This is a genomic window from Streptomyces sp. NPDC058665 (assembly GCF_042714995.1).
GTDB lineage: Bacteria > Actinomycetota > Actinomycetes > Streptomycetales > Streptomycetaceae > Streptomyces.
In genome coordinates this window covers 158712-181708 of record NZ_JBHXRX010000009.1, presented here as the reverse complement: position 1 = coordinate 181708, position 22997 = coordinate 158712, and the positions used below count along the sequence as shown (strand labels likewise).

Genomic DNA, 22997 nt, shown 5'->3' with positions numbered 1-22997 from the left:
GGCCGGGGTATCAACATATCTGGCGTTGACTTTTGGCACGCTGTTGAGTTCTCAAGGAACGGACGCTTCCTTCGGTCCCGTCTCCGGGCCCCTCCGGGCTTTCCCTTCGGTCCTGCTGTCTTGCGTTTCCGACTCTATCAGAACCTTTCGGCGCCTGATTCCCAGTCAGCGGGAGTGCCTAATCGGTTATCCGCTTTCGCGTTTCCCTTTCGGTGAATCCGACTTTATCAGAGATTCTGAGTCGGAATTCCCACCCGGTCCGGTACGCCGCTCCAGGCAGTTGACTGCCCGGCGTTCCCGTCCAGGTGGAGACGTAAACCTACTGGAGCGGGGCTCCCGAAGCAAATCGGGGGCCCCGCTCCGGTGTTGAGGCTCGGTGCGAGGTCAGACCTCGACGACCACAGGCAGGATCATCGGGCGCCGGCGGTAGGTGTCGGAGACCCACTTGCCCACCGATCGCCGCACCAGCTGCTGGAGTTGGTGGGGCTCGGCGACGCCGTCCGATGCCGCCTTACCGATGATCTCCTCGATCTTCGGGATGACGGCTGAGAACGCGGAGTCCTCGATGCCGGAGCCTCGCGCCTGGATGTGCGGGCCGCCCACGACCTTCCCGGTCGTCGAATCCACCACCAGGAACACGGAGATGATGCCCTCGTCGCCGAGGATGCGGCGGTCCTTCAGGGACGTCTCGGTCACGTCGCCGACCGAGAGCCCGTCGACGTACACGTAACCCGCCTGGACCTTGCCGACGATTCTGGCCTTGCCGTCGACCAGGTCGACGACCACTCCGTCCTCGGCGATGACGATGTGGTCCTTCGGGACGCCCGTCAGTGCGCCGAGTTCGGCGTTGGCGCGCAGGTGGCGCCATTCGCCGTGGACCGGCATCAGATTCTTCGGCTTGCAGATGTTGTAGAAGTACAGGAGCTCGCCGGCGGACGCGTGGCCCGAGACATGGACCTTGGCGTTGCCCTTGTGGATGACGTTCGCGCCCCAGCGGGTCAGGCCGTTGATCACGCGGTAGACCGCGTTCTCGTTGCCGGGGATGAGGGACGACGCCAGGATGACGGTGTCGCCGGGGACGATCCGGATCTGGTGGTCGCGGTTCGCCATGCGCGAGAGCGCGGCCATCGGTTCGCCCTGGGAGCCGGTGCAGACGAGGACGACCTCGCTGTCCGGGAGGTCGTCGAGCGTCTTGACGTCGACGACGAGACCGGCCGGGACCTTGAGGTAACCCAAGTCGCGGGCGATGCCCATGTTCCTGACCATCGAGCGGCCTACGAAGGCGACCCGGCGGCCGTACTCGTGGGCGGCGTCGAGGATCTGCTGGATGCGGTGGACGTGGCTGGCGAAGCTCGCCACGATGATCCGCTTCTGGGCGCCGGCGAAGACCTGCCGCAGGACGTTCGAGATGTCCCGCTCGGGCGGGACGAAGCCCGGCACCTCGGCGTTGGTCGAGTCGGCGAGGAGGAGGTCGATGCCCTCTTCGCCGAGTTTGGCGAAGGTCGGCAGGTCGGTCAGCCGACGGTCGAGGGGGAGCTGGTCCATCTTGAAGTCGCCGGTGTGGACCACCATTCCGGCGGGGGTGCGGATGGCGACGGCGAGCGCGTCCGGGATGGAGTGGTTCACCGCGACGAACTCGCAGTCGAACGGGCCGATGCGCTCGCGGTGGCCCTCGGTCACTTCGAGGGTGTACGGGCGGATGCGGTGTTCCTGGAGCTTGGCCTCGATCAGCGCGAGGGTCAGCTTGGAGCCGATCAGCGGGATGTCCGGCTTCAACCGGAGCAGGAAGGGGACTCCACCGATGTGGTCCTCGTGGCCGTGCGTGAGGACGATTCCCTCGATGTCGTCGAGGCGGTCGCTGATGGTGGTGAAGTCCGGCAGGATGAGGTCGATGCCCGGCTGTTCCTCTTCGGGGAAGAGGACGCCGCAGTCGACGATGAGCAGACGGCCGTTGTATTCGAAGACCGTCATGTTGCGGCCGATTTCGCCGAGGCCGCCGAGCGGGGTGACGCGCAGGCCGCCCTTGGGCAGCTTCGGCGGGGCGCCGAGTTCGGGATGCGGATGACTCAAAAGACTCTCCTCACCACACGCGCCACGTGCCGCTGAGGCACGTGGCGCGCATGACATTCGTGCACTTGCTGTTGCACTTGCTTGTTGTCCGAGTGGGCGGAATGCCCAGCACTTCTTCTGTTCGGTTATTCAGTTGTGAAGTTCGAAACCTTCAATATTCATGAAACCTGGTTCATGAACCGTGTTCGTGGAGGCAGGGCCTCAGTTACAGCTCTACCCCGCCGGCCGCGAGATCGATCTTGAGCTGCGCCGTCTCGTGCTCGGTCAGTTCGACGAGCGGGAGGCGCAGCGGGCCGGCGGGCAGCTTCTGCAGGGTGAGTGCCGCCTTGGTGGTGATGACTCCCTGCGTACGGAACATGCCGGTGAAGACGGGGAGCAGCTTCTGGTGGATCTCCGTGGCCTTCTGGACGTCGCCGCTGACGTGGGCGTCGAGCATGGCGCGCAGTTCCGGGGTGACCACGTGGCCGACGACGGAGACGAAGCCGATGGCGCCGACCGCGAGGAGCGGGAGGTTCAGCATGTCGTCGCCCGAGTACCAGGGGAGGCCACTCTGGGCGATGACCCAGCTGGCCCGGCCGAGGTCGCCCTTGGCGTCCTTGTTGGCGACGATACGCGGGTGGCGGGCGAGACGGATGAGTGTCTCGGTGTCGATGGGGACGCCGCTCCGGCCCGGGATGTCGTAGAGCATCACCGGCAGCTCTGTGGCGTCGGCGATGGCCGTGAAGTGCTGGAAGAGGCCTTCCTGCGGCGGCTTGTTGTAGTACGGGGTCACAGCGAGCAGGCCGTGCGCGCCGGTGCGTTCGGCGGTGCGGGCGAGTTCGATGCTGTGCCGGGTGTCGTTCGTGCCGATGCCGGCGACGACATGGGCCCGGTCTCCGACCGCCTCCAGGACGGCCCGTACCAGCTGGTCTTTCTCCGCGTCGCTGGTGGTCGGGGACTCGCCGGTGGTGCCGTTGATGATCAGGCCGTCGTTGCCTGCGTCCACCAGATGGGAGGCGAGTCGCTGGGCGCCGTCGAGATCGAGCGCGCCGTCCTCGGTGAAGGGCGTGACCATGGCGGTGAGGACCCGCCCGAAGGGGGTCTGCGGAGTGGAGATCGGAGCCATGGGTAACACGCTACTCGTTGCTCGGCTCGGCGTGTCCCCTCGGGGGCACACGGGCAGGTCGTGGGCCCGCGATGTGGTGCGGGCTCCGGGGCGGTGGGGGCTGGGGAGCTGCCCCGGGTTGAGAGGAATCGTTCCCCTCTGCGCTCCAGTGTACGGAGCCCGGCACTGACTGCTCGGGGGTTCAGGCAGTGCCGGGTCCGTTTGATCAGCCTAGATGAACTTCTCGAAACGCCGCAATCTGGACACTTTCGGCCATTGTCCGTACATCTGTGCGCCATGACAGCCCTGCGGGCACGCCATGACGCGCTACGGCGCCACTCGGCCGTTGGCGTTGAAGGCGGCGTGCGTGAGCGGCATGAGCCGCGCCCACTGCTCCTCCATCTTCTCGCCGACCATCTCGATCTCCCGCTGCGGGAAGCTCGGGACCGTGGCCGCCTCGTGCTGGGTGCGCAACCCGAGGAAGTGCATCAGCGAGCGTGCGTTGCAGGTCGCGTACATCGACGAGTAGAGGCCCACGGGCAGCACGGCGCGGGCCACCTCGCGGGCGACGCCGGCGGCCAGCATCTCCTGGTACGCCTCGTACGACCGCTGGTAGGACTCGGTCATGACGCGCGCGGTGAGGTCCTGCTGCTCCTGGGTGCCGTCGACGAAGACGTACTTCCCGGGGCGGCCCTCCTGGACCAGCTTGCGCGAGGGGTCGGGGACGTAGAAGACGGGCTGGAGCTCCCGGTAGCGCCCGGATTCCTCGTTGTAGGACCAGCCGACCCGGTGCCTCATGAACTCGCGGAACACGAAGATCGGGGCGCTGATGAGGAAGGTCATCGAGTTGTGCTCGAAGGGGCTGCCGTGACGGTCGCGCATCAGGAAGTTGATGAGGCCCTTGGAGCGCTCGGGGTCCTTGGACATCTCTGCCAGGGACTGCTCGCCCGCGGTGGAGACGCGAGCGGCCCACAGGACGTCGGAGTCGCCCGCGGAGTGCTTCACCAGATCGACGGTCATGTCACTGCGGAAGCTGGGCTTGGTATCGGCGGGGAGGTCACTCACCGGCGGGGGTCCTTCCTGTCGCGGCTCAGGGGCGGCGCCCACTCTACGACCAGGCATTTCCCGCCGACAGACCGCACTCCTGGCGGTCCCGCACCGTACGAGTGGTCATCGTCGACGGGCGTGCGTGTCTCGTGCGGTTGTTCGGGCTGGCGTCCCTCGAATCGGGGCTGCGCTCCGGGCGGGCCAGGCGGTCCGAGGTGCCCAAGGCCGCAGACACGTCCGGCCCCCCTGAGTGGTCCCGTCGGGGTACTCCTCGATAACCTCAGCCAGCACCGCCCGTTCGAGCGTGCTTGTGAGTGAGGATCAGTCGTGCCCCTGCCCTTCCTGACGGCCGATCGTGCGTTTGACACGACCAGCGACGATGCCGCGCTGCCGTTCGACGACCACGACCGCTGGCGTCGCCCCTACCGCCCGGGACCCTGGCGGGTGGGCGCTTCGGCGCTGCTTCTGCTGCTCGCCTCGTTCGTGCTGCTCGCGACGATGATCATCGCGTTCGCGGGGGCGTCGTCCGGCGCCGTCGTGTGCCTCGGTATCGCACTGGTGATGATCGCCGTCGCGCTGCGGATGCTGCGTGTGGGCGCGTGGGTCAGCCGGCACGGCGTACGGTGCGTCGGACTGCTCATGACCCGGACCGTGCCGTGGACGCAGGCCGTGGAAGTCCGTACGGTGCAGCAGCCGGTGCGCTGGCTCGGGCTGCCGCGGACGGTGCAGGGGCAGGCGCTTCTGCTCGTCCTGCGTGACGGCGAGAAGCGGCAGCTGCTCACCGATCACAACGCGGATTTCCTGTCGCGCTCGGAGGCCTTCGACCGGGCTGCGGACTCCGTCGAGGCGTGGGGCGACGAGTACCGCCGCCCCTGAAGCCTCAACTGCGGCACCTTAGTCCCGAGTTGAGCGATGGAGCGAGAACAGCAGCGGTTGGGGGAGACCAACGGGGCGTCAGCCGGCCGCCGGTGCCGGGGTCGTCTCGTGAAGCGTGATCGCGTGCTGCATCGCCTTGCGGGCCCGGGGGGTGTCGCCGGCGTCGCGGTAGGCCACCGCGAGACGGAACCAGCAGCGCCAGTCCCCCGGAGTGTCCTCGGTCTCCGCGCGGCGGGCGGCGAAGACTGCGTCCGCCGACGCGCGGTCGACGCGGCCGCTCGCGGTGCGCACCAGCTCGTCGACCGGCAGGCCGCCCTCGGCGTCCAGTTCGGCGGCGAGCCGGTTGGCCCGCCGGACGAATCGGGTGCTCTGCCAGAGGAACCAGACGCCGATGCAGGGAAGCACCAGTACCGCGATCCCGAACGTGACCGTCAGCGGCGTACCGATCCCGATGAGCGCGAAGCCGCGGTCGCCCGCCAGGAAGAAGTAGCCGGCGAGCATGGCGGCCATGACGAAGTACATGATCTTGGCGCGCACGGCGGTCAGTTCGGCAGGTTCAGATCGAGGAAGTGCTCCAGACCGTGGGTGAGGCCCGGGGCGCCGGCCACGCGGCGGACGCCGAGGAGGATCCCCGGCATGAAGCTGCTGTGGTGCAGGGAGTCGTGACGGATCGTGAGCGTCTCCCCCTCGGCGCCGAGCAGGACCTCCTGGTGCGCCAGCAGTCCTCGAAGCCGTACGGAATGCACACGCACCCCTTCGACGTCCGCTCCGCGCGCCCCGTCCAGCGCCGTGGCCGTCGCGTCGGGCTGCGGCGCGCAGCCGGCCTCGGCGCGGGCGGCGGCGATCAGCTGCGCGGTGCGGGTGGCGGTGCCCGACGGGGCGTCGACCTTGTTCGGGTGGTGCAGCTCGACGACCTCGGCGGACTCGAAGTAGCGCGCCGCCGCCTGGGAGAACTTCATGGTGAGGACGGCCCCGATGGAGAAGTTGGGCGCGACGAGCACGCCCGTCTCCGGGGAGCCCGCCAGCAGCGTCCTGAGCTGCGCCAGGCGGTCGTCGGTCCAGCCGGTGGTGCCGACGACCGCGTGGATGCCGTGGCGTACGCAGAAGTCCAGGTTGCCCATCACGGCCGACGGGGCGGTCAGTTCGACGGCGACCTGGGCCCCTGAGTCGACGAGGGCGCCCAGGTCGTCGTCCCGGTCGAGGGCGGCGACCAGTTCCATGTCGTCGGCGGCCTCGACGGCCCGCGCGGCCTCGGAGCCGATCCGGCCCTTGGCGCCGAGAACGGCCACGCGCAGTTTGGTGCTCATCGCTCTGCTTCCTTCTGCTTCCTTAGGAGGCTGGTGCGCCGGTCAGGCGACCGCTTCGTCGAGTCGGTCGGCCTGCTTGTCCTTGAGAGCGCCGATGACCGACAGGGAGGGGCGCTGCCCCAGTACATCGCGGGCCACCGCGCGCACGTCGTCGGGGGTGACGGCCGCTATCCGGGCCAGCATGTCGTCCACGGACATCTGGGTGCCCCAGCACAGCTCGCTCTTGCCGATGCGGTTCATCAGCGCGCCGGTGTCCTCCAGACCGAGGACGGTGGAGCCGGAGAGCTGGCCGACGGCGCGGCCGATCTCCTCGTCGGAGAGCCCCTCGGCCGCGACCTGGTCGAGCCCGTCGCGGCAGATTTTGAGGACGTCGTGGATCTGGCTGGGGCGGCAGCCCGCGTAGACGCCGAAGAGGCCGCAGTCGGCGAAGCCCGAGGTGTACGAGTACACGCTGTAGGCGAGGCCGCGCTTCTCCCGCACCTCCTGGAAGAGCCGGGAGCTCATGCCGCCCCCGAGGGCCGTGCTGAGCACTCCGAGGGCCCAGCGGCGCTCGTCGGTGCGGGAGAGGCCCGGCATGCCGAGGACGACGTGTGCCTGCTCCGTCTTGCGGTTGAGCAGCCCTACGCGGCCGGCGGTGCGCAGGTCGCGGCGGCCCTCGCGCGGGGTGACGGGGACGGCGTCCGTACGGGAGAGGGCGCCGGCCTTCTCGAAGGCGCGGCGTACCTGTCGTACGACGGTGGCGTGGTCGACGTTGCCCGCCGCGGCGACGACCAGGTGCGTCGGGTCGTAGTGCTTCTTGTAGAAGCGGGCGATCCGGTCGCGGTCGAGGGCGTTGACGGTGTCGACGGTGCCGAGGACGGGGCGGCCGAGGGGGGTGTCGCCGAGCATCGTGTGCGAGAAGAGATCGTGCACGCAGTCGCCCGGGTCGTCCTCGGTCATGGCGATCTCTTCGAGGATGACGCCCCGCTCCGCGTCGACGTCCTCGGCCTCGATGAGCGAGCCGGTGAGCATGTCGCACACGACGTCGATGGCGAGGGGGAGGTCGGTGTCGAGCACGCGCGCGTAGTAGCAGGTGTACTCCTTCGCCGTGAAGGCGTTCATCTCGCCGCCGACCGCGTCCATGGCGGAGGAGATGTCGAGAGCGCTGCGCTTGCGCGTGCCCTTGAAGAGGAGGTGTTCGAGGTAGTGGGTGGCGCCGTTGAGCGTGGGCGTCTCGTCGCGCGAGCCGACCTGTACCCAGATTCCGAAGGTCGCGGACCGTACCGACGGCAGGGTCTCGGTGACGACGCGCAGGCCGCCGGGGAGGATCGTGCGCCGGACGGTGCCGATGCCGTTCTGCCCCGGCAGCAGGGTTTGGGTACGGGCGACGGCCCGTACCTCCGAGGAGGTGCGGGCCGTCGTCGTAGAACTACGAAACGTCACTGGGAGGCTTCGTCCTTCTGGTCGTCCTGCTTGTCGTTGTCGCTCTTCGCCTCGTCCTCGCCCTCGATCACGGGGATCAGCGAGAGCTTGCCGCGCTGGTCGATCTCCGCGATCTCGACCTGGACCTTCTGGCCGACGCCGAGGACGTCCTCGACGTTCTCCACGCGCTTGCCGCCGGCGAGCTTACGGATCTGCGAGATGTGCAGCAGACCGTCCTTGCCCGGGAGCAGCGAGACGAACGCGCCGAAGGTGGTGGTCTTGACGACCGTACCCAGGTAGCGCTCGCCGACCTCCGGCATGGTCGGGTTGGCGATGCTGTTGATCGTGGCGCGGGCGGCCTCGGCGGCCGGTCCGTCGGCGGCACCGATGTAGATGGTGCCGTCGTCCTCGATCGTGATGTCGGCGCCGGTGTCCTCCTGGATCTGGTTGATCATCTTGCCCTTGGGGCCGATGACCTCACCGATCTTGTCCACCGGGATCTTGACGGTGATGATCCGCGGGGCGTTCGGGGACATCTCGTCCGGGACGTCGATGGCCTCGTTCATCACATCGAGGATGTGGAGGCGGGCGTCGCGGGCCTGCTTCAGCGCGGCGGCCAGGACCGAGGCGGGGATGCCGTCGAGCTTGGTGTCGAGCTGGAGGGCGGTGACGAACGTCTTCGTACCGGCGACCTTGAAGTCCATGTCGCCGAAGGCGTCCTCCGCACCGAGGATGTCGGTGAGGGCGACGTAGTGCGTCTTGCCGTCGATCTCCTGGGAGATCAGGCCCATGGCGATACCGGCGACGGGGGCCTTGAGGGGCACACCGGCGTTCAGCAGCGACATGGTGGAGGCGCAGACCGAGCCCATGGACGTCGAGCCGTTGGAGCCCAGCGCCTCGGAGACCTGGCGGATCGCGTACGGGAACTCCTCGCGCGTCGGCAGCACCGGCATGATGGCGCGCTCGGCGAGCGCCCCGTGGCCGATCTCGCGGCGCTTCGGCGAACCGACGCGGCCGGTCTCGCCCACGGAGTACGGCGGGAAGTTGTAGTTGTGCATGTAGCGCTTGCGCGTCACCGGCGACAGGGTGTCCAACTGCTGCTCCATGCGCAGCATGTTGAGGGTGGTGACACCCAGGATCTGGGTCTCGCCACGCTCGAACAGCGCGGAGCCGTGCACGCGCGGGATGGCCTCGACCTCGGCAGCGAGCGTACGGATGTCCGTGACACCGCGACCGTCGATGCGGACCTTGTCCTTGATGACGCGCTCGCGGACGAGGGACTTCGTCAGCGCGCGGTACGCGCCGGAGATCTCCTTCTCGCGGCCTTCGAACTGCGGGAGCAGCTTCTCGGCGGCGAGCTCCTTGACGCGGTCCAGCTCGGCCTCGCGGTCCTGCTTGCCGGCGATGGTGAGCGCCTGCGACAGCTCGCTCTTCACGGCGGCCGTGAGGGCCTCCAGGACGTCGTCCTGGTAGTCGAGGAAGACCGGGAACTCACCGGTGGGCTTGGCGGCCTTGGCGGCGAGGTCGGCCTGTGCCTTGCAGAGCGCCTTGATGAAGGGCTTCGCGGCCTCCAGACCGGCGGCGACGATCTCCTCGGTGGGAGCCTCCGCGCCGTCGGCGACGAGCTGGATGGTCTTCGTGGTGGCCTCGGCCTCGACCATCATGATCGCGACGTCGCCGTCCTCCAGGACGCGGCCGGCGACCACCATGTCGAAGACAGCGTCCTCGAGCTCGGTGTGCGTCGGGAACGCGACCCACTGGCCCTTGATCAGGGCGACACGGGTGCCGCCGATCGGGCCGGAGAAGGGCAGGCCGGCCAGCTGCGTGGAGCAGGAGGCGGCGTTGATCGCGACCACGTCGTACAGGTGGTCGGGGTTGAGCGCCATGATCGTCTCGACGATCTGGATCTCGTTGCGCAGGCCCTTCTTGAAAGAGGGGCGCAGCGGGCGGTCGATGAGGCGGCAGGTGAGGATCGCGTCCTCGGAGGGCCGGCCCTCGCGGCGGAAGAAGGAGCCGGGGATCTTGCCGGCCGCGTACTGCCGCTCCTCGACGTCCACCGTGAGGGGGAAGAAGTCGAGGTTGTCCTTGGGCTTCTTGGAAGCGGTGGTGGCCGACAGCACCATGGTGTCGTCGTCCAGATACGCCACGGCGGAGCCGGCGGCCTGCTTGGCCAGGCGGCCCGTCTCGAAGCGGATGGTGCGGGTGCCGAACGTGCCGTTGTCGATAACGGCCTCGGCGTAGTGGGTCTCGTTCTCCACCAGTGGTTCTCCATACTCGTCGTTGTCGTCTTTCGTCCCGCGCCCGTGTGGCGGGGGACAGTCGGAGAAGCGCTCCTTGGTGCGGGCCGGTCTTCGATCGAAGCTCCCGGGGCGGCGGCGTGGGCCGCGGGCGGCGTTCGCCGCGCCGTTCCGGGGGCCACTACCGAGGACCGGCGGCGGCGGTGGGGCGCTTCCCCTCGTCAGTGGGTGGTGCTGGTCTTACCCGTGTCGGGTGGTGCTTCTCAGTGGTGTCCGGGAGCTGTGCTCCTGCGAACAGGTTACTGAGCTTCGTGCGCATACGGCGAAGGGAGCGGTTCCCGGTGTGTGGGAACCGCTCCCTTTCACGGCGTACTACTTGGCGCCGCCGGCCGCACCGCGGCGGATGCCCAGGCGGTCGACCAGCGCGCGGAAGCGCTGGATGTCCTTCTTCGCCAGGTACTGCAGCAGGCGGCGGCGCTGGCCGACCAGGATGAGCAGACCGCGACGCGAGTGGTGGTCGTGCTTGTGCGTCTTGAGGTGCTCGGTCAGGTCCGAGATACGGCGCGAGAGCATCGCGACCTGGACCTCGGGGGAGCCGGTGTCGCCTTCCTTGGTGGCGAACTCCGACATGATCTGCTTCTTCGTAGCGGCGGCAAGCGGCACGCGTACTCCTTGTAGGTCTTCGTTGCCATCGAGTGCCCCAGGTCGAATTCGCTGGGGATCTTCGGTTACTCGGGTGGCGGGGTGATCGGCCGGTGTTGTTCGGTCGCTGGGTCCGGACAGACCGGAACGCGTACACAAACGGCCGTCACACAGCGTACCAGCCAGTCAAGACGTCATCGCACGGATGGAGTGGTAGACGTCGAACACCGCCAGGCAGAGCGGGACGACCGTCAGTAGTACGAAGGACTCGGCGATCTCCAGGAAGCGGCCCCAGAAAGGGGTGACGCCTTTCCGCGGCACGATCAGCCCTATGGCGATGATCAGCGCGGCGATCCCGGCGACGGCGGCGGTCAGCCAGACCGTACGGATGTCGAGGCCCGTGCTGTCACCGCGCAGCGCCTCGCGGATCATCCCCTCCGGAGGGTTGAGGCAGAGGCCGAGTCCCAGCAGGACGAGGGCGCCGAGGCCGGCGGCCAGCGCGCAGCCGACCTGCGCCGTGTAGCTGAAGAGGTGGGCGCGCATCAGCATGGCGACGCCGGTGGCGAGGGCGAGGAGCTGGCCCCAGACGCCGTCGGAGAAGCCGAGTACGCCGGCGGCGCCGAGGGCCACCAGCGCGCAGCCGCCGACGAGGCCGACGAGCAGTTCGTGGCCGCGCCGGGCCTGGGCGGCGATGCGCTCGGGGTCGACGGGGGCGGGGGGTAGCGGGTCGCTTCCGTAGGAGCCTGCGGCGGTACGGGGCGGCTCGAAGCCGATGGGGAGGCGGGCGAAGCGGGTGGAGAGGCCGGGCAGGAAGGCGAGTGTTCCTACGGAGAGCGCGGCGCAGACGGCGGCGGTCTCGGCGGGCGCCATGTCGGTGGTGATGGCGATGAACGTCACCAGGAGGCCGACGGTGGAGGCGAAGACGAACGCGACGAAGGGGCCGTCGCCGCCGGGGGCGACGATCACGAGGATCACCGAGGCGATCAGTACGGCGGCGCAGGCGAGCAGGAACTGGAGCCGGCCGATGCCCTGTCCGTCCGCGAAGGGCAGCAGTCCGGAGCCGGCGACGGCCGCGTTGGCCATGGAGCCCAGACCGAGCGCGACGGCGGAGACCCGGTCGTCGTACACCCGGGCCCGTACGCCGGCGAGGGCGAGCAGCATGACGGCGGTGACGCCGGCCAGGACGCCCGGCAGACCGTGTGTGTCGTGCCGGGGGTCGGCGGACCACAGCACGAAGGCGAGCAGTGTCAGCAGGACGGAGCCGCCGAAGAGCCCGGCGCCGCGCATGGCGCTGTCGGTCCACAGGGTGCGGTCGCGGGCGACCGCGGAGGCGACGGCGTCGGAGACGTCGTCGAAGACCGCGGGGGGCAGGGATTCGGCGAAGGGGCGCAGGGACAGCAGTTCGCCGTCGAGGATGCGCTGGGCGGCCAGGGAGCGGGCACTGTCGAGGACGGTGCCGTCGCGGCGTACCAGGTGATATCCGACGGGGGCGCCCGCCTCGGGACTCTGGCCGGACAGCCGCAGGATCTCCGGGTGGAGGTCGGCGACGGGGATGTCCTCCGGCAGCGCCACGTCGATGCGGCCGTCCGGGGCGACGACAGTGATCCGGCAGAAGCCGGTTCCGCCGCCGGACGGGGCCGGAGCACCCGGCTGACGCGCTCCGGTGGCCGCCGCTTGGGCCGTCATACTCACGTGCCTTATCCCCTCGTGGTTCCCGTGCGCCCGATGCCCGCGTTGCGCTCCGAATGCCCCTGTTTTTGCGGAAGTTCATTCATGCGCAAACGAGTCCGGTCACCCTACCGCCGGGCGTTGGGCAGCCGCGCACGTAGGATCCTTGCCCGCGGATGGAGGCCCGTCGCCACGGGGGCGCCAGAGGGAACTCTTCTGTCCGGCAAGGGAATTGGTGAGCAGTGAGTCAGATCGTCGTCAAGCGCCCGCCGCGGGCACTGCCCGCCGACGTGCCGGACGAACAGGTGCAGGTTCAACCCCCTCCGCCGTTGCCCAGAGGGCAGCAGGAGGGCGCGCTCATGCAGCTGCTGCCCATGCTGGGTATGGGCGGTTCGGTCGTCTTCTTCTTCATGACGCCGAATCCGATCATGCGCATCATGGGCATGGTGATGATCGCCTCGACGATCGCCATGGCCATCGCGATGCTGGTGCGGCACCGGCGCGGAACGCAGGGCGAACTCGCCGACATGCGGCGCGACTATCTCAAGTACCTGACGCAGACGCGGCGTACCGTGCTGAGGACTGCGCATCTGCAACGGGACGCGCAGTACTACCTCCACCCCTCCCCCGAGCAATTGTGGGCGCTGGTCGCCGAGGGCAGCCGGGTGTGGGAACGCCGCGTCGCCGACGAGGACTTCGGGCAGGTACGTATCGGCCTGGGCAGTCAGCAGCTCGCGACGGCGCTCATCGAGCCGGAGACGGCGCCGGTGGATGAGCTGGAGCCGCTCACCGCCGGGGCGATGCGGCAGTTCCTCAACGCGCACAGCGTGCTGGACGGTCTGCCGATGGCCGTGTCGCTGCGCGCCTTCTACCACCTGACGATCACCGGTGAGGCGGAGTCGGTGCGCTCGACGGCGCGCGCGATGGTCGGTTCGCTCGCCTCGCTGCACTCCCCCGAGGACCTGGTGATCGCCGTCGTCGCCGGACGGGGCGCGGTGTCGCGGTGGGAGTGGGCGAAGTGGTTGCCGCACGTCCAGGCGCAGGGCCCCGGTGACGGGGCGGGCAGCCGCCGGCTCATCACGTCCGACGTACGGGAGCTGGAGGAGATGCTGGCGGGGCGGCTGGAGGGGCGTCCGCGCTTCCAGCCCGGCGGCCAGCCGCTGCTGGACCAGCCGCATCTCGTCGTGGTTCTGGACGGCATGTCGCTGCCCCCCGTGTCGGCGCTCGCGTCGGCCGAGGGGCTTCAGGGTGTGACGGTCATCGAGGTCGTACCGGGCGAGGTCACCGCCGCACGGGGCGGCCTCGCCGTCGTCGTGCGGCCCGACTCGCTGCGGCTGGAGTCGGGGCACGGCATGGTGTACGACGGGGAGCCCGACCGGCTGAGCCTGGAGGCCGCCGAGGCACTGGCCCGTCAGCTCGCGCCGCTGCGGGTCGCGACGGGGGGTGACGACGACGAACCGCTGCTCGCCAACCTCGACTTCACCGATCTGCTGAACCTCGGGGACGCGGCGTCCGTCGATGTCACCCGTACGTGGCGGCCCCGTTCGCGGGCGGAGCGGCTGCGTGTGCCCATCGGTGTCGGCGAGGACGGTGCGCCCGTCATGCTGGACCTGAAGGAGGCGGCGCAGGAGGGGATGGGGCCGCACGGCCTGTGCGTCGGGGCTACGGGCTCAGGCAAGTCTGAGCTCCTGCGCACACTCGTCCTGGGCCTCGCCGTCACGCACTCCTCGGAGACGCTGAACTTCGTCCTCGCGGACTTCAAGGGCGGCGCCACGTTCGCGGGCATGTCGCAGATGCCGCACGTCGCGGCGGTGATCACCAACCTCGCCGACGACCTCACCCTGGTCGACCGCATGGGTGACTCGATCCGCGGTGAGCTCAACCGGCGGCAGGAGATGCTGCGCGACGCGGGCAACTACGCCAACATCCACGACTACGAGAAGGCGCGTGCGGCTGGCTCGCCGTTGCAGCCGATCCCGTCGCTGGTCCTTGTCATCGACGAGTTCAGTGAACTCCTGACAGCGATGCCGGACTTCATCGAGATGTTCGTCCAGATCGGGCGCATCGGACGTTCGCTGGGCGTCCATCTCCTGCTGGCGTCCCAGCGGTTGGAGGAGGGCCGGCTGCGCGGGCTGGAGACGTACCTCTCGTACCGCGTGGGTCTGCGTACCTTCTCGGCCGCGGAGTCGCGTGCGGCGCTGGGGGTGCCGGACGCGTACCAGCTGCCCAACGTGCCCGGCTCGGGGTATCTGAAGTACGGCACCGACGAGATGGTGCGGTTCAAGGCCGCGTACGTCTCCGGGGTGTACCGGGCGAACGCGCAGGCCGTCGCCGGCACCGGGGGGCCGCTGCCGGTCGACCGCAGGCCCGTGCCGTTCACGGCGGCGCCGGTGCCGGTGCACTACGTCCAGCCGGCCGCGCGGCCCGCCGTACCGGACGCGCGCACCTCGCCCGAGGACGACGCGCTGGCGGACTCGGTGCTCGACGTGATCGTGCGCCGTCTCGAAGGGCGCGGTGCCGAGGCACACCAGGTGTGGCTGCCGCCGCTGGACAATCCGCCGTCGCTGGACGAGCTGCTGCCGGGGCTGTCGGACGTGGAGGGGCGCGGGCTCACCCAGCCGGGCTTCGAGGGGGCGGGGCGCCTCGTCGTACCACTGGGTGTGGTCGACAAGCCGTACGAGCAGCGACGCGACACCCTGTACCGGGACTTCTCCGGGGCCGCGGGCCATATGCAGATCGTGGGCGGCCCGCAGTCCGGCAAGTCGACGCTGCTGCGCACGCTCATCGCCGGGTTCGCGCTGACGCACACGCCGCGGGAAGTGCAGTTCTACGGCCTGGACTTCGGCGGTGGCGGCATGTCGTCGATCGCCGGGCTGCCGCACGTCGGCGGGATCGCGTCGCGGCTCGACCCGGAGAAGGTGCGGCGGACGACGGCCGAGGTGTACGGCATCCTGACGCGGCGCGAGGAGTACTTCCGTACGGCGGGGATCGACTCCATCAACACCTTCCGCAGGATGCGGGAACGGGGTGAGATCTCGGCGGCGGACCAGCCGTGGGGCGATGTCTTCCTGGTCATCGACGGCTGGGGCAACTTCCGCACCGACTATGAGGGGTTGGAGCCCGCCGTGCTCGACATCGCGGCGCGCGGGCTCGGTTACGGCATCCACGTGGTGCTGACGGCGTCGCGCTCGATGGAGGTGCGCGCCAACCTCAAGGACCACCTGATGAACCGGCTTGAGCTGCGCCTCGGCGACACGATGGACTCCGACCTGGACCGCAAGGCCGCGGTCAACGTGCCCACGGGGGTGCCCGGCCGGGGTCTGACGCCGGAGAAGCTGCACTTCATGGCGGCGGTGCCACGGATCGACTCCATCAACTCCGACAGCGACCTGTCGGAGGCGACGGCGGCGATGACGCAGGAGGTCGGCCGGCACTGGACGGAGCCCGGCGCCCCGGTCGTACGGCTGCTGCCGCGCGAGCTGGACGCGGCGACGCTGCCGGCGGGCGCCGAACAGCCGAAGCGCGGCGTTGCCTTCGGGATCGACGAGAACCTGCTGGAGCCGGTCTTCGTCAACTTCGACCGCGATCCGTTCTTCCTGGTGTTCGGCGAGAGCGAGTCGGGCAAGTCGAACCTGCTGCGGCTGCTGATCAAGCGCCTGTCGGAGCGGTACGACGGGAACTCGGCCAAGTTCTTCGTCATCGACAACCGGCGCGCGCTGCTGGACGTGACGCCGGCGTCGCACCTGGCGGAGTACGTGCCGATGTCCAACAACATGGACCACCACGTGGACGCGCTGTCGGACCTGATGCGGCGACGTACGCCGGCGGCGGACGTCACGGCGCGGCAGTTGCGCGAGCGCAGTTGGTGGCGCGGGCCGACGGTGTTCGTGGTCGTCGACGACTACGACCTGGTGTCCACCTCCAGCGGCAACCCGCTCAACAAGCTCACGGAGCAGCTGCCGTTCGCGCGTGATGTGGGTGTGCGCTTCATCATCGCCCGCAGCGCGGCGGGGGCCAGCAGGGCCTCGTACGAGCCGTTCATGCAGCGGATGATGGAGCTCGGCGCGCAGGGTGTGCTGCTCTCGGGCGACCCTCAGGAGGGCGACATCCTCGGCGGCGTACGGGCGCGTCCGATGCCGGCGGGCCGCGGCGTCTTCGTCTCGCGCCAGCGTGGCAACCCCCTGGTGCAGACGGGTCTGATGCCTTCGCCGGACGAGCGGTGACGTGGGCGGGGAGCGGGGAGCAGGCAGCGGGCGCGGGCGCGGGCGGCGCGGGCATCCAGGCTGATCCCGGAATGGTGCAGTCGATCAGCGAGTACGGGGGAAGGAGTTCCGGATGGCATGGGACGAGTGGGAGCAGTTGAAGGCGTCGGCGGCGGCTAATGGGCCGACGCAGATGCGACTGAACGGAATACCGGAAGAGGATCGGCCCAACGCGGGCAGTCCGACCGGTGATCTCGCGGTCGATCAGAAGGATTTGGCGGCGATCGGCGACGAGGCGTTCAAGCTGTACAACCGGCTGTGGGAAGAGGCGCGGGTCACCAGCACCGACACGGCCGGCAGCGATCTGAAGGGGCAGGGGTTCGCGCTCGGAGGCGCTCTGAGTCATGTGTCGCTGCGCTGGGACCGGCAGTTGGGGTCCCTCATGGACGCGTGCGCGCTCATTTCGAACCACATGGACTTCACCAAGAAAGCGCATGACAGCGACGAGATCTTTATCGAGCGTCATGTGAGCAGCATCTCCACACTGGATGCGGGCTTCGACGAGCAGTGGTCCCAGCCGGGCAAGAAGAACGAGGTCTACGGCGAGGGCAAGAAAGAATCGAAGGACTGAAGGACTGAAGGACGGAAGGACCGAGGGAACAGACTCATGGATTTCGAAGCCCTTCACTCTGCCAATTTCACGTCGCTCGACACAACGGTCAGCGACTGGACGAAGATGCTCACCAACCTCACCGACCTCAAGACCGACGCCAAGGACGGGCTCCACGGCAAGGCGAACAAGGCTAACTGGGCCGGCTACAACGCCACGGTGTCGCGTGAGTTCATCGGCAAGACCGCCGAGGAATTCAACGACGCGTACACCCAGGCCGAGTCGATACGCAACATCATCCGCGACACCCAGGGTGAGTTGAAGACCCAGCAGCGACTACTCAAGGAAGCCGTCGAGCGGGGGCGGGGCAACCACATGTCCGTCAAGTCGGCGGGCAGCGGCTTCACCGTCACTCCGAATCCCGACCCGAAGCCCGCGAACGGCCAGAAGGACGTCGACGCGCTACGGGACGAACTCCAGGGAATTCTCGACACGGCGACGGAGATGGACAACACGGCGTCCACATCGCTCAAGGCACTCGTCGATCTCACCGACTACGGTTTCTCCGGGCAGAAGTACGCCGACCGCGATTCGGCGGCCGGCGCGATCAAGGAAGCCGAGAATCTGGCCCGTCTCGCGAAGAAGAACCCGGAAGACCTGACGGTCAAAGAGTTCGACGCGCTCAACGCGGGCCTGAGGAAGTACTCGGGCGACGAACTCTTCAGCGAGCGTTTCGCCGAGCAGTTGGGCCCCAAGGGGACGCTGGAGTTCTGGGCGGGTATCACGGATCCGCACAGCAACAGCCGTCTGTACATGGACCGCCATGAACAGCTCGGCGATCTGCAGAAGAACCTTAGTCTCACGCTCGCCACCGCGACGCAGGCGGACACGCCGGAAATCCGCCGGTGGACGTACGAGATGACGGAACTCGGCGGCCAGCCGTTGAACAAGAACAGCACCACCCAGGGCTTCCAGGTGATGAGCAACCTCATGCGCTGGGGCAACTTCGACGATCAGTTCCTGAAGAGCTACGGCACGGAACTGATGGAGACCGAGAAGGCTGCCACCAGTAACGGCCGCCACGGGGCGGCGGTCTGGACCCACATGGGCATGGACCCGAATCTCAACCGCACGGGCGAGGACTCCGGTTCGGACCCCATGATCGGTTATCTGAAGGCGCTCTCCAACAGCCCGGATGCCGCGACCGATTTCTTCAACGACCCGTTCCTGTCGAAGGACGAGGATCACGACTTCAAGACTAAGAACGAAGACGGAAAGGAAGTCAAGGACACACTCTCCAACTTCGACTATCTCTTCGAGGAGCGCGACTGGCCGCCGGAGCGGGACAGGGACGGCGAGGACAGCATCTCCGGCCGGAACAACCTGGCGATGGCTCTGGAAGCGGCCACGACGGGTCACCCGGCGGGCGAGCTGCCGACTCTGGACACCCCGGCACACAACACCGGGCAGGCCGAGCTGGCGAAGAACTTGATGGTGTCCATCTCGGAGAACCCGGAAAGACTTACCGAGCAGAGCTACATGTCCGACAGTGTGGGGCAGATCGCCGCCGAGTACATGCCCGACATCAATCGAGGTATGTACCCGGGGAAAGAATCCGCGAACGATCTCTTTCCGGTGGTGGGTGCGGCGGCGAAGATCCCCGAGGTCGACATCACCAGGTTCCTCTACACGGTGGGACAGAATCCCGAGGGATACGCTGCGGTCAACGCGGGACAGGCAAGCTATACGACGTCCCTGATGGAGTATCACTTCGCGAACCCGGATGCCTTCGTCAATGACCCCAACTTCAGCGACAGCGACAACCTCAAGCAGAGCATCGAGGGTGTGGCGAAGGTGAGCGGCGAAGTCCAGGGAACGATCGGGGCGGGCCGTGCGTACGCGAGCGAAGTGGACACGGGCGTAAAGGATCAGGACTTCAACGACGCCATCCAGACCACCAGCACCTGGGTCGGCTCAGGGGTCGGCATCGGGGTCGGTCTGGCGACCGCTCCGTTCGTCGGCCCTGGTGGCATCGTGGCGGGCGGACTGGCGGGCACCGCGGTGGATGAGATTCTCGGCGGGCTCACGGAAGGCTCGTTGAAGGACAGCTCGGGCGAAGTCATCTACCGCAACGGTCAGGAAATCGACGCGACACGACAGTCCACCTACACCCTTGTCGAGGCGGCTGCCGAAAAGGCGGGCGAGAGCGCGAAGAATCCGTCGCCGGCCATCGTCGCCGCTGCCGCGGGTGCGGCGGAGCAGGGCTTCAACAACGCCCGCACGAACCTCGCGGACTTTATCGACGGCGAAGGAACTCCCCGCCAACTAGAGCCAAAAAAGTGAGCACATGATGTCCATGTCGAAGAAGATTCTGATCCCCCTTGCCGCACTGGCAGTGGTCGGCCTGGCTGCGGGCACATTTTATGTGCTGGGAGTACCTCCGTTCGAGAAACACGGAGAGATAGAAGCGAGCAAGGTCTGCGAGTCGCTCGGCGACTCCTCGAAAGCGGCCTCAATACTCAAGACCGTGCTCCCGAAGGAACCCGAATACTCCTTCAGGGGCAGGGTGACCGGCGAGCACGTGACGCAGCAGAGCGATGCGTTCAGGAGCGACTGTGCGGTCTACGGCGAGGAGAAGGCGCTCCTGAGCGCCGGAACACTGGTGATGGAGACCCAGACCGCCGACAGTTGGGCCAACTACTCGCTGGAAGACGGCGACGAGGCCCGTGAGAGCTTCGCAGCGGGGTCCGGAGGTTTCATCACAACGAACAACACGGTCGCCATTCAGGTACCTTGCGCCAAAGCGGGAACCATACCGGGCGGCGAATACAGCCTCAGAGTCGTCGTTGATCTGAAGTCGGGCGAGGCGTCGGACAAGGCGCGTCAAGGCCTGAAGGATCTCGCGGTCGAGATGGCACGCTTCGCGCACAAGGAGACGGAGTGCAATCTCCCCTCCAAACTCCCTGAGTAGGCCGGCGATCCGGCCACGGCCACGGCCTTCGCTCCTGGCCGACCTGCGCGCCGGTGATGCCGCCACATCAACCTTCAACCCCCTAAAACACGGCAAGGAAGGCGTCTCTCGTGTGTGCCCTTGTCACCCCCCACGCCACATGTCGTCGGCTCATCGTGAGCCTGGTCGCGCTTTCGTGCGCGCTCCTGATCGCCTCATGTTCGGAGTCGGCGAAGGAATACGAGACACCTCAAGCGGTCTGCGGCGTGGAAGTGCCTGCGGAAATACTGGATCCCTTGCTGCCCGAGGGAGAGAAGGTCTCGGAAAGAGAGAAGACGGCGAGCGGCGTCAAGCGCTGCTACGTGTCGGTGGACGGCAAGGTCGCGCTGTCGACGTCCATAGAGTGGTACGAGGCCGATACCCCGATCGCGGAGATCGCCTCGAAAACGGTCGGCGCGGGCCCCGAGGACAAGGTCAGCACCGACAAGCGGTACAGCTACTCGGGCAAGGGCGGAGCCGGGCTGATCCGGTGCGAGGACTCGTCCCAGATCGACAAGGATGTCGATGGCGACCTCTACGCGACGGTGCGGGTCGGGGGCGACGACTCGGCGGACGCCGCTTCCGTACTGAAGGTGATCGAGGCGTATACGGATGCCGCGCCTGCGGCGGGCGAGTGTGAACTCGCCCTCTGAGATCCCTTGAATCCGCTTCGCGTTGACTTGCACGACGAAGGGGGGGCACCTCCCGCGCGTGCCCCCCCTTTAGCCGTAACTGCCGGTTGCTTCTGAGCGTGGCTCAGAAGTAGCCGGCGGACTTCTTGTCGCCTGCCTGGTACGTGGGGCCGGCCTCACGTACCTTGCGGGCGATGTCCTTGAGCGCGTTGTGGATCTGGCGCGTCTCGTTGTCCCACTTCTTGTGGGCCGCGTCCGCCGCCGTCTTGGCCTCGCCCTCGAAGGTCGCGGAGACGCCGCGGATCTTCGTCTGGATGGCCTCAAGGCTCTCATCGAGGCGGTTGGCCTGCTTCTCGATGACCGAGGCGGCCTGCTCCAGCGAGCCGTAAGTCACGACCATGGTGCCGTCGTTCTGCTGAGCCACGGGTCCTCCTGTTTCCTGTAGGTGCGGTGCGGTATGTGCTTGGCCGGCTTCTGGCTGACGGGCCGTCAGTAGCCGCTGATGTTCGACGTCGCCTTCGCCGTCGCGGCGGAGTCGCCGGAGAAGCCGGCAGTCACGTCGACACCGTTCAGGGCCGCGTAGACCTCGTCCTCGGTGTTGCCGGCGGTGGTACGCGTGACCTGGATCGCTTCCTGGAAGTTGAGCAGCATCTTCGCGATCCGAACCATGCCGGCATTGATCTCGGCCTGCTTGGCGTCGAACGCGCTGGCGCCGATGCCCTTCCAGGCACCTTCCAGGCTGTCGATGACGCCCTGGAGGTTCTTCAACTGCCCTTTGACGTCCTCGAACTTGATCGTGATCTCGTCCTGGAAGTCCTTGAGACTCTGATCGCCGACCTTCTGGACTGCCATATGTAAGTCTTCCTTTCGTCTGTGCTGTGCTCGTCACTGCGTGGGTGTTTCGGTGAATGGTCTGAGCAGCCGGGCGGGTGGTCACGCACTGCGACGTTTGCGTACGACGACGAAGGCGCCCCCGGCGAGTACCGCGACCACCGCCGCGCCGCCGAGGATCAGCCCCAACTGGCCGTCGCCGCTGGTGTCTTCGGAGGCATTCGCCGCATCTGTGTCCTTGTTCGAGTCCGTGCCCTCCGCGCCGGGTTTGGGCGCGGAGGACGCCGCATCGTCCGACGACGATTCGCCGGAGGGCCCGTCGGCCGTCGTCTTCTCGTTGGTCAGGGGGCTGACGTCCGCGTCGCCGGGCTTACCGATCCCCCGGTTGATGGCGGCGTTCGGGCGGACGATCCCGTGGCCGAGGTAGTTGCTGACGGTGCCGGGCTTCCAGTCGTCACCACGACCTGCCGACTCGAACATGACCCGAAGGACCTGGTTCGCGGTCCAGTCGGGGTTGGCGGACCAAATGAGGGCGGCGGAGGCGGACGCGAGGGCGGTGGCGGCGCTGGTTCCGCCGTCGCCGTCGCAGTACTTGGTGAAGGTCTCGTCGCACCAGGTCGGCATATCACTGCCGGGAGCGGCGATGTCCACGAAGTCGCCGTGCTGGGAGTACTCGGCAACCTGGCCCTCCGGGTCTGAAGCCGCGACACCGACGACCTCGGGATAGTTGGCCGGATACTCAGGCTTGTTGCTCTTCTGCGCGCTGTTGCCTACCGCGGAAAAGAACAACTTCCCCTTCGCGTACGCGTACTCAACCGCTTCTTTTTCCTTGGCACTCACAAACTGATTGCTGATCGACATGCTGATGATCTGCGCATCACTGTCGGCTGCCGCCCTGATAGCGACAGACTCATCCGACTCGTTCACTCCCTTCCCCTTGAAGTTCTCGGTCGCGATGCGCATGGGAATGATCTTTGCTCCGGGCGCCAACCCGCGCAGGCCGTCGCCTTGCCCCGTCCCCGCGATCAATTCGGCCATGGTTGTTCCATGACCGGTGTAGTCGTCTGTCTCGTCTCCACCCGACCCCGTTGCGTCGAGGCCTTTCAGGACCTGACCCTTCAATGAGGGAGTGGACGAGTTGACCCCCGTGTCGATGACGGCGATCTTGATGCCCTCACCGGTGGTGGACTTCCATACGTCCTCGATATGCATGGCATCCAGGTACCACTGCTTCGACTGCGTGTCCGCGGCGACCGCCGATGGAGCGGCACCTACCATGCCGATCACAGACGCTCCGATCATGGCTACCGCGCATAGCGGGCCACGACGAAAGCCGTACGACCCGAATCGCCTCCGGACCTGGCTCATTCCTGCCGTCATCCCGACTTCCGAACCTTCCGC

The 22997-nt window shown here is 67.7% G+C and carries 18 protein-coding genes; 6 read left to right on the top strand and 12 right to left on the bottom strand.

Going from position 1 to position 22997, the window contains the following annotated elements; genetic code table 11:
• Positions 1 to 384: 384 nt before the first annotated feature.
• The 3 genes from ACFWV8_RS08505 to thyX all read right to left on the bottom strand — a co-directional run bounded on the left by ACFWV8_RS08505 (position 385) and on the right by thyX (position 4219).
• Positions 385 to 2070, bottom strand: a complete 1686-nt coding sequence (locus tag ACFWV8_RS08505; RefSeq protein ID WP_329380779.1) for a ribonuclease J — start codon at positions 2068 to 2070, stop codon at positions 385 to 387.
• A 205-nt stretch (positions 2071 to 2275) separates the two neighbouring features.
• Positions 2276 to 3175 carry a 4-hydroxy-tetrahydrodipicolinate synthase gene (gene dapA, locus ACFWV8_RS08500; protein WP_384198974.1) on the bottom strand — a complete coding sequence of 300 codons (900 nt, stop codon included), beginning with the start codon at positions 3173 to 3175 and terminating at the stop codon, positions 2276 to 2278.
• Positions 3176 to 3481: 306 nt separating this feature from the next.
• Positions 3482 to 4219 (bottom strand): FAD-dependent thymidylate synthase, encoded by a 738-nt coding sequence (gene thyX, locus ACFWV8_RS08495; protein ID WP_384198973.1) that lies wholly within the window; start codon positions 4217 to 4219, stop codon positions 3482 to 3484.
• A gap of 309 nt (positions 4220 to 4528) precedes the next feature.
• Here thyX and ACFWV8_RS08490 point away from each other — a divergent pair, with 309 nt between their 5' ends.
• Entirely contained in the window at positions 4529 to 5077 is a 549-nt protein-coding gene (locus tag ACFWV8_RS08490; protein ID WP_329380786.1) for a hypothetical protein, read from the top strand.
• A gap of 78 nt (positions 5078 to 5155) precedes the next feature.
• On the opposite strand, the gene ACFWV8_RS08485 is transcribed toward ACFWV8_RS08490, so the two are convergent.
• The 6 genes from ACFWV8_RS08485 to eccD all read right to left on the bottom strand — a co-directional run bounded on the left by ACFWV8_RS08485 (position 5156) and on the right by eccD (position 12350).
• The gene (locus tag ACFWV8_RS08485; protein WP_384198972.1) at positions 5156 to 5614 is read right to left on the bottom strand and encodes a hypothetical protein; all 459 of its coding nucleotides are present in this window, start codon (positions 5612 to 5614) and stop codon (positions 5156 to 5158) included.
• Between the two features lie 5 nt (positions 5615 to 5619).
• Positions 5620 to 6384, bottom strand: coding sequence for a 4-hydroxy-tetrahydrodipicolinate reductase (gene dapB / locus ACFWV8_RS08480; protein ID WP_384198971.1), 765 nt, complete (start codon positions 6382 to 6384; stop codon positions 5620 to 5622).
• A 42-nt stretch (positions 6385 to 6426) separates the two neighbouring features.
• The gene (locus tag ACFWV8_RS08475; RefSeq protein WP_384198970.1) at positions 6427 to 7806 is read right to left on the bottom strand and encodes a M16 family metallopeptidase; all 1380 of its coding nucleotides are present in this window, start codon (positions 7804 to 7806) and stop codon (positions 6427 to 6429) included.
• Entirely contained in the window at positions 7803 to 10043 is a 2241-nt protein-coding gene (locus ACFWV8_RS08470) for a polyribonucleotide nucleotidyltransferase (protein ID WP_384198969.1), read from the bottom strand. The genes ACFWV8_RS08475 and ACFWV8_RS08470 overlap by 4 nt, the downstream gene beginning before the upstream one ends.
• Positions 10044 to 10394: 351 nt before the next feature.
• Positions 10395 to 10685, bottom strand: a complete 291-nt coding sequence (gene rpsO / locus ACFWV8_RS08465) for a 30S ribosomal protein S15 (protein WP_023538273.1) — start codon at positions 10683 to 10685, stop codon at positions 10395 to 10397.
• Between the two features lie 165 nt (positions 10686 to 10850).
• The gene (gene eccD / locus ACFWV8_RS08460; RefSeq protein WP_384198968.1) at positions 10851 to 12350 is read right to left on the bottom strand and encodes a type VII secretion integral membrane protein EccD; all 1500 of its coding nucleotides are present in this window, start codon (positions 12348 to 12350) and stop codon (positions 10851 to 10853) included.
• 224 nt (positions 12351 to 12574) lie between these two features.
• Here eccD and eccCa point away from each other — a divergent pair, with 224 nt between their 5' ends.
• The 5 genes from eccCa to ACFWV8_RS08435 all read left to right on the top strand — a co-directional run bounded on the left by eccCa (position 12575) and on the right by ACFWV8_RS08435 (position 20786).
• Entirely contained in the window at positions 12575 to 16555 is a 3981-nt protein-coding gene (gene eccCa, locus ACFWV8_RS08455; RefSeq protein ID WP_384198967.1) for a type VII secretion protein EccCa, read from the top strand.
• Positions 16556 to 16667: 112 nt separating this feature from the next.
• Positions 16668 to 17165, top strand: a complete 498-nt coding sequence (locus ACFWV8_RS08450) for a hypothetical protein (protein WP_384198966.1) — start codon at positions 16668 to 16670, stop codon at positions 17163 to 17165.
• 36 nt (positions 17166 to 17201) lie between these two features.
• Complete coding sequence (locus ACFWV8_RS08445; RefSeq protein ID WP_384198965.1) at positions 17202 to 19487, top strand: hypothetical protein; 2286 nt, start codon at positions 17202 to 17204, stop codon at positions 19485 to 19487.
• 13 nt (positions 19488 to 19500) lie between these two features.
• A complete protein-coding gene (locus tag ACFWV8_RS08440; RefSeq protein ID WP_384198964.1) occupies positions 19501 to 20115 on the top strand; it encodes a hypothetical protein in 615 nt (204 codons plus the stop codon).
• A gap of 275 nt (positions 20116 to 20390) precedes the next feature.
• Positions 20391 to 20786: a hypothetical protein gene (locus tag ACFWV8_RS08435; protein ID WP_384198963.1), complete on the top strand. Its 396-nt coding sequence runs from the start codon at positions 20391 to 20393 to the stop codon at positions 20784 to 20786.
• A 103-nt stretch (positions 20787 to 20889) separates the two neighbouring features.
• Here the strand turns inward: ACFWV8_RS08435 and ACFWV8_RS08430 are convergent, their stop codons facing one another.
• The 3 genes from ACFWV8_RS08430 to ACFWV8_RS08420 form a co-directional block, all read right to left on the bottom strand.
• Positions 20890 to 21189: a WXG100 family type VII secretion target gene (locus tag ACFWV8_RS08430; RefSeq protein WP_329380814.1), complete on the bottom strand. Its 300-nt coding sequence runs from the start codon at positions 21187 to 21189 to the stop codon at positions 20890 to 20892.
• Positions 21190 to 21254: 65 nt separating this feature from the next.
• Positions 21255 to 21617, bottom strand: a complete 363-nt coding sequence (locus ACFWV8_RS08425) for a WXG100 family type VII secretion target (RefSeq protein WP_384198962.1) — start codon at positions 21615 to 21617, stop codon at positions 21255 to 21257.
• Positions 21618 to 21698: 81 nt separating this feature from the next.
• The gene (locus ACFWV8_RS08420; RefSeq protein WP_384198961.1) at positions 21699 to 22976 is read right to left on the bottom strand and encodes a S8 family serine peptidase; all 1278 of its coding nucleotides are present in this window, start codon (positions 22974 to 22976) and stop codon (positions 21699 to 21701) included.
• Positions 22977 to 22997: the final 21 nt, after the last annotated feature.

Coding starts and splice junctions, on each gene's coding strand:
- dapA (WP_384198974.1), bottom strand. CDS start 3,175: ATGGCTCCGATCTCCACTCCGCAGACCCCCTTCGGGCGGGTCCTCACC.
- dapB (WP_384198971.1), bottom strand. CDS start 6,384: ATGAGCACCAAACTGCGCGTGGCCGTTCTCGGCGCCAAGGGCCGGATC.
- eccD (WP_384198968.1), bottom strand. CDS start 12,350: ATGACGGCCCAAGCGGCGGCCACCGGAGCGCGTCAGCCGGGTGCTCCG.
- ACFWV8_RS08450 (WP_384198966.1), top strand. CDS start 16,668: ATGGCATGGGACGAGTGGGAGCAGTTGAAGGCGTCGGCGGCGGCTAAT.
- ACFWV8_RS08445 (WP_384198965.1), top strand. CDS start 17,202: ATGGATTTCGAAGCCCTTCACTCTGCCAATTTCACGTCGCTCGACACA.
- ACFWV8_RS08440 (WP_384198964.1), top strand. CDS start 19,501: ATGTCGAAGAAGATTCTGATCCCCCTTGCCGCACTGGCAGTGGTCGGC.
- ACFWV8_RS08425 (WP_384198962.1), bottom strand. CDS start 21,617: ATGGCAGTCCAGAAGGTCGGCGATCAGAGTCTCAAGGACTTCCAGGAC.
- ACFWV8_RS08420 (WP_384198961.1), bottom strand. CDS start 22,976: ATGACGGCAGGAATGAGCCAGGTCCGGAGGCGATTCGGGTCGTACGGC.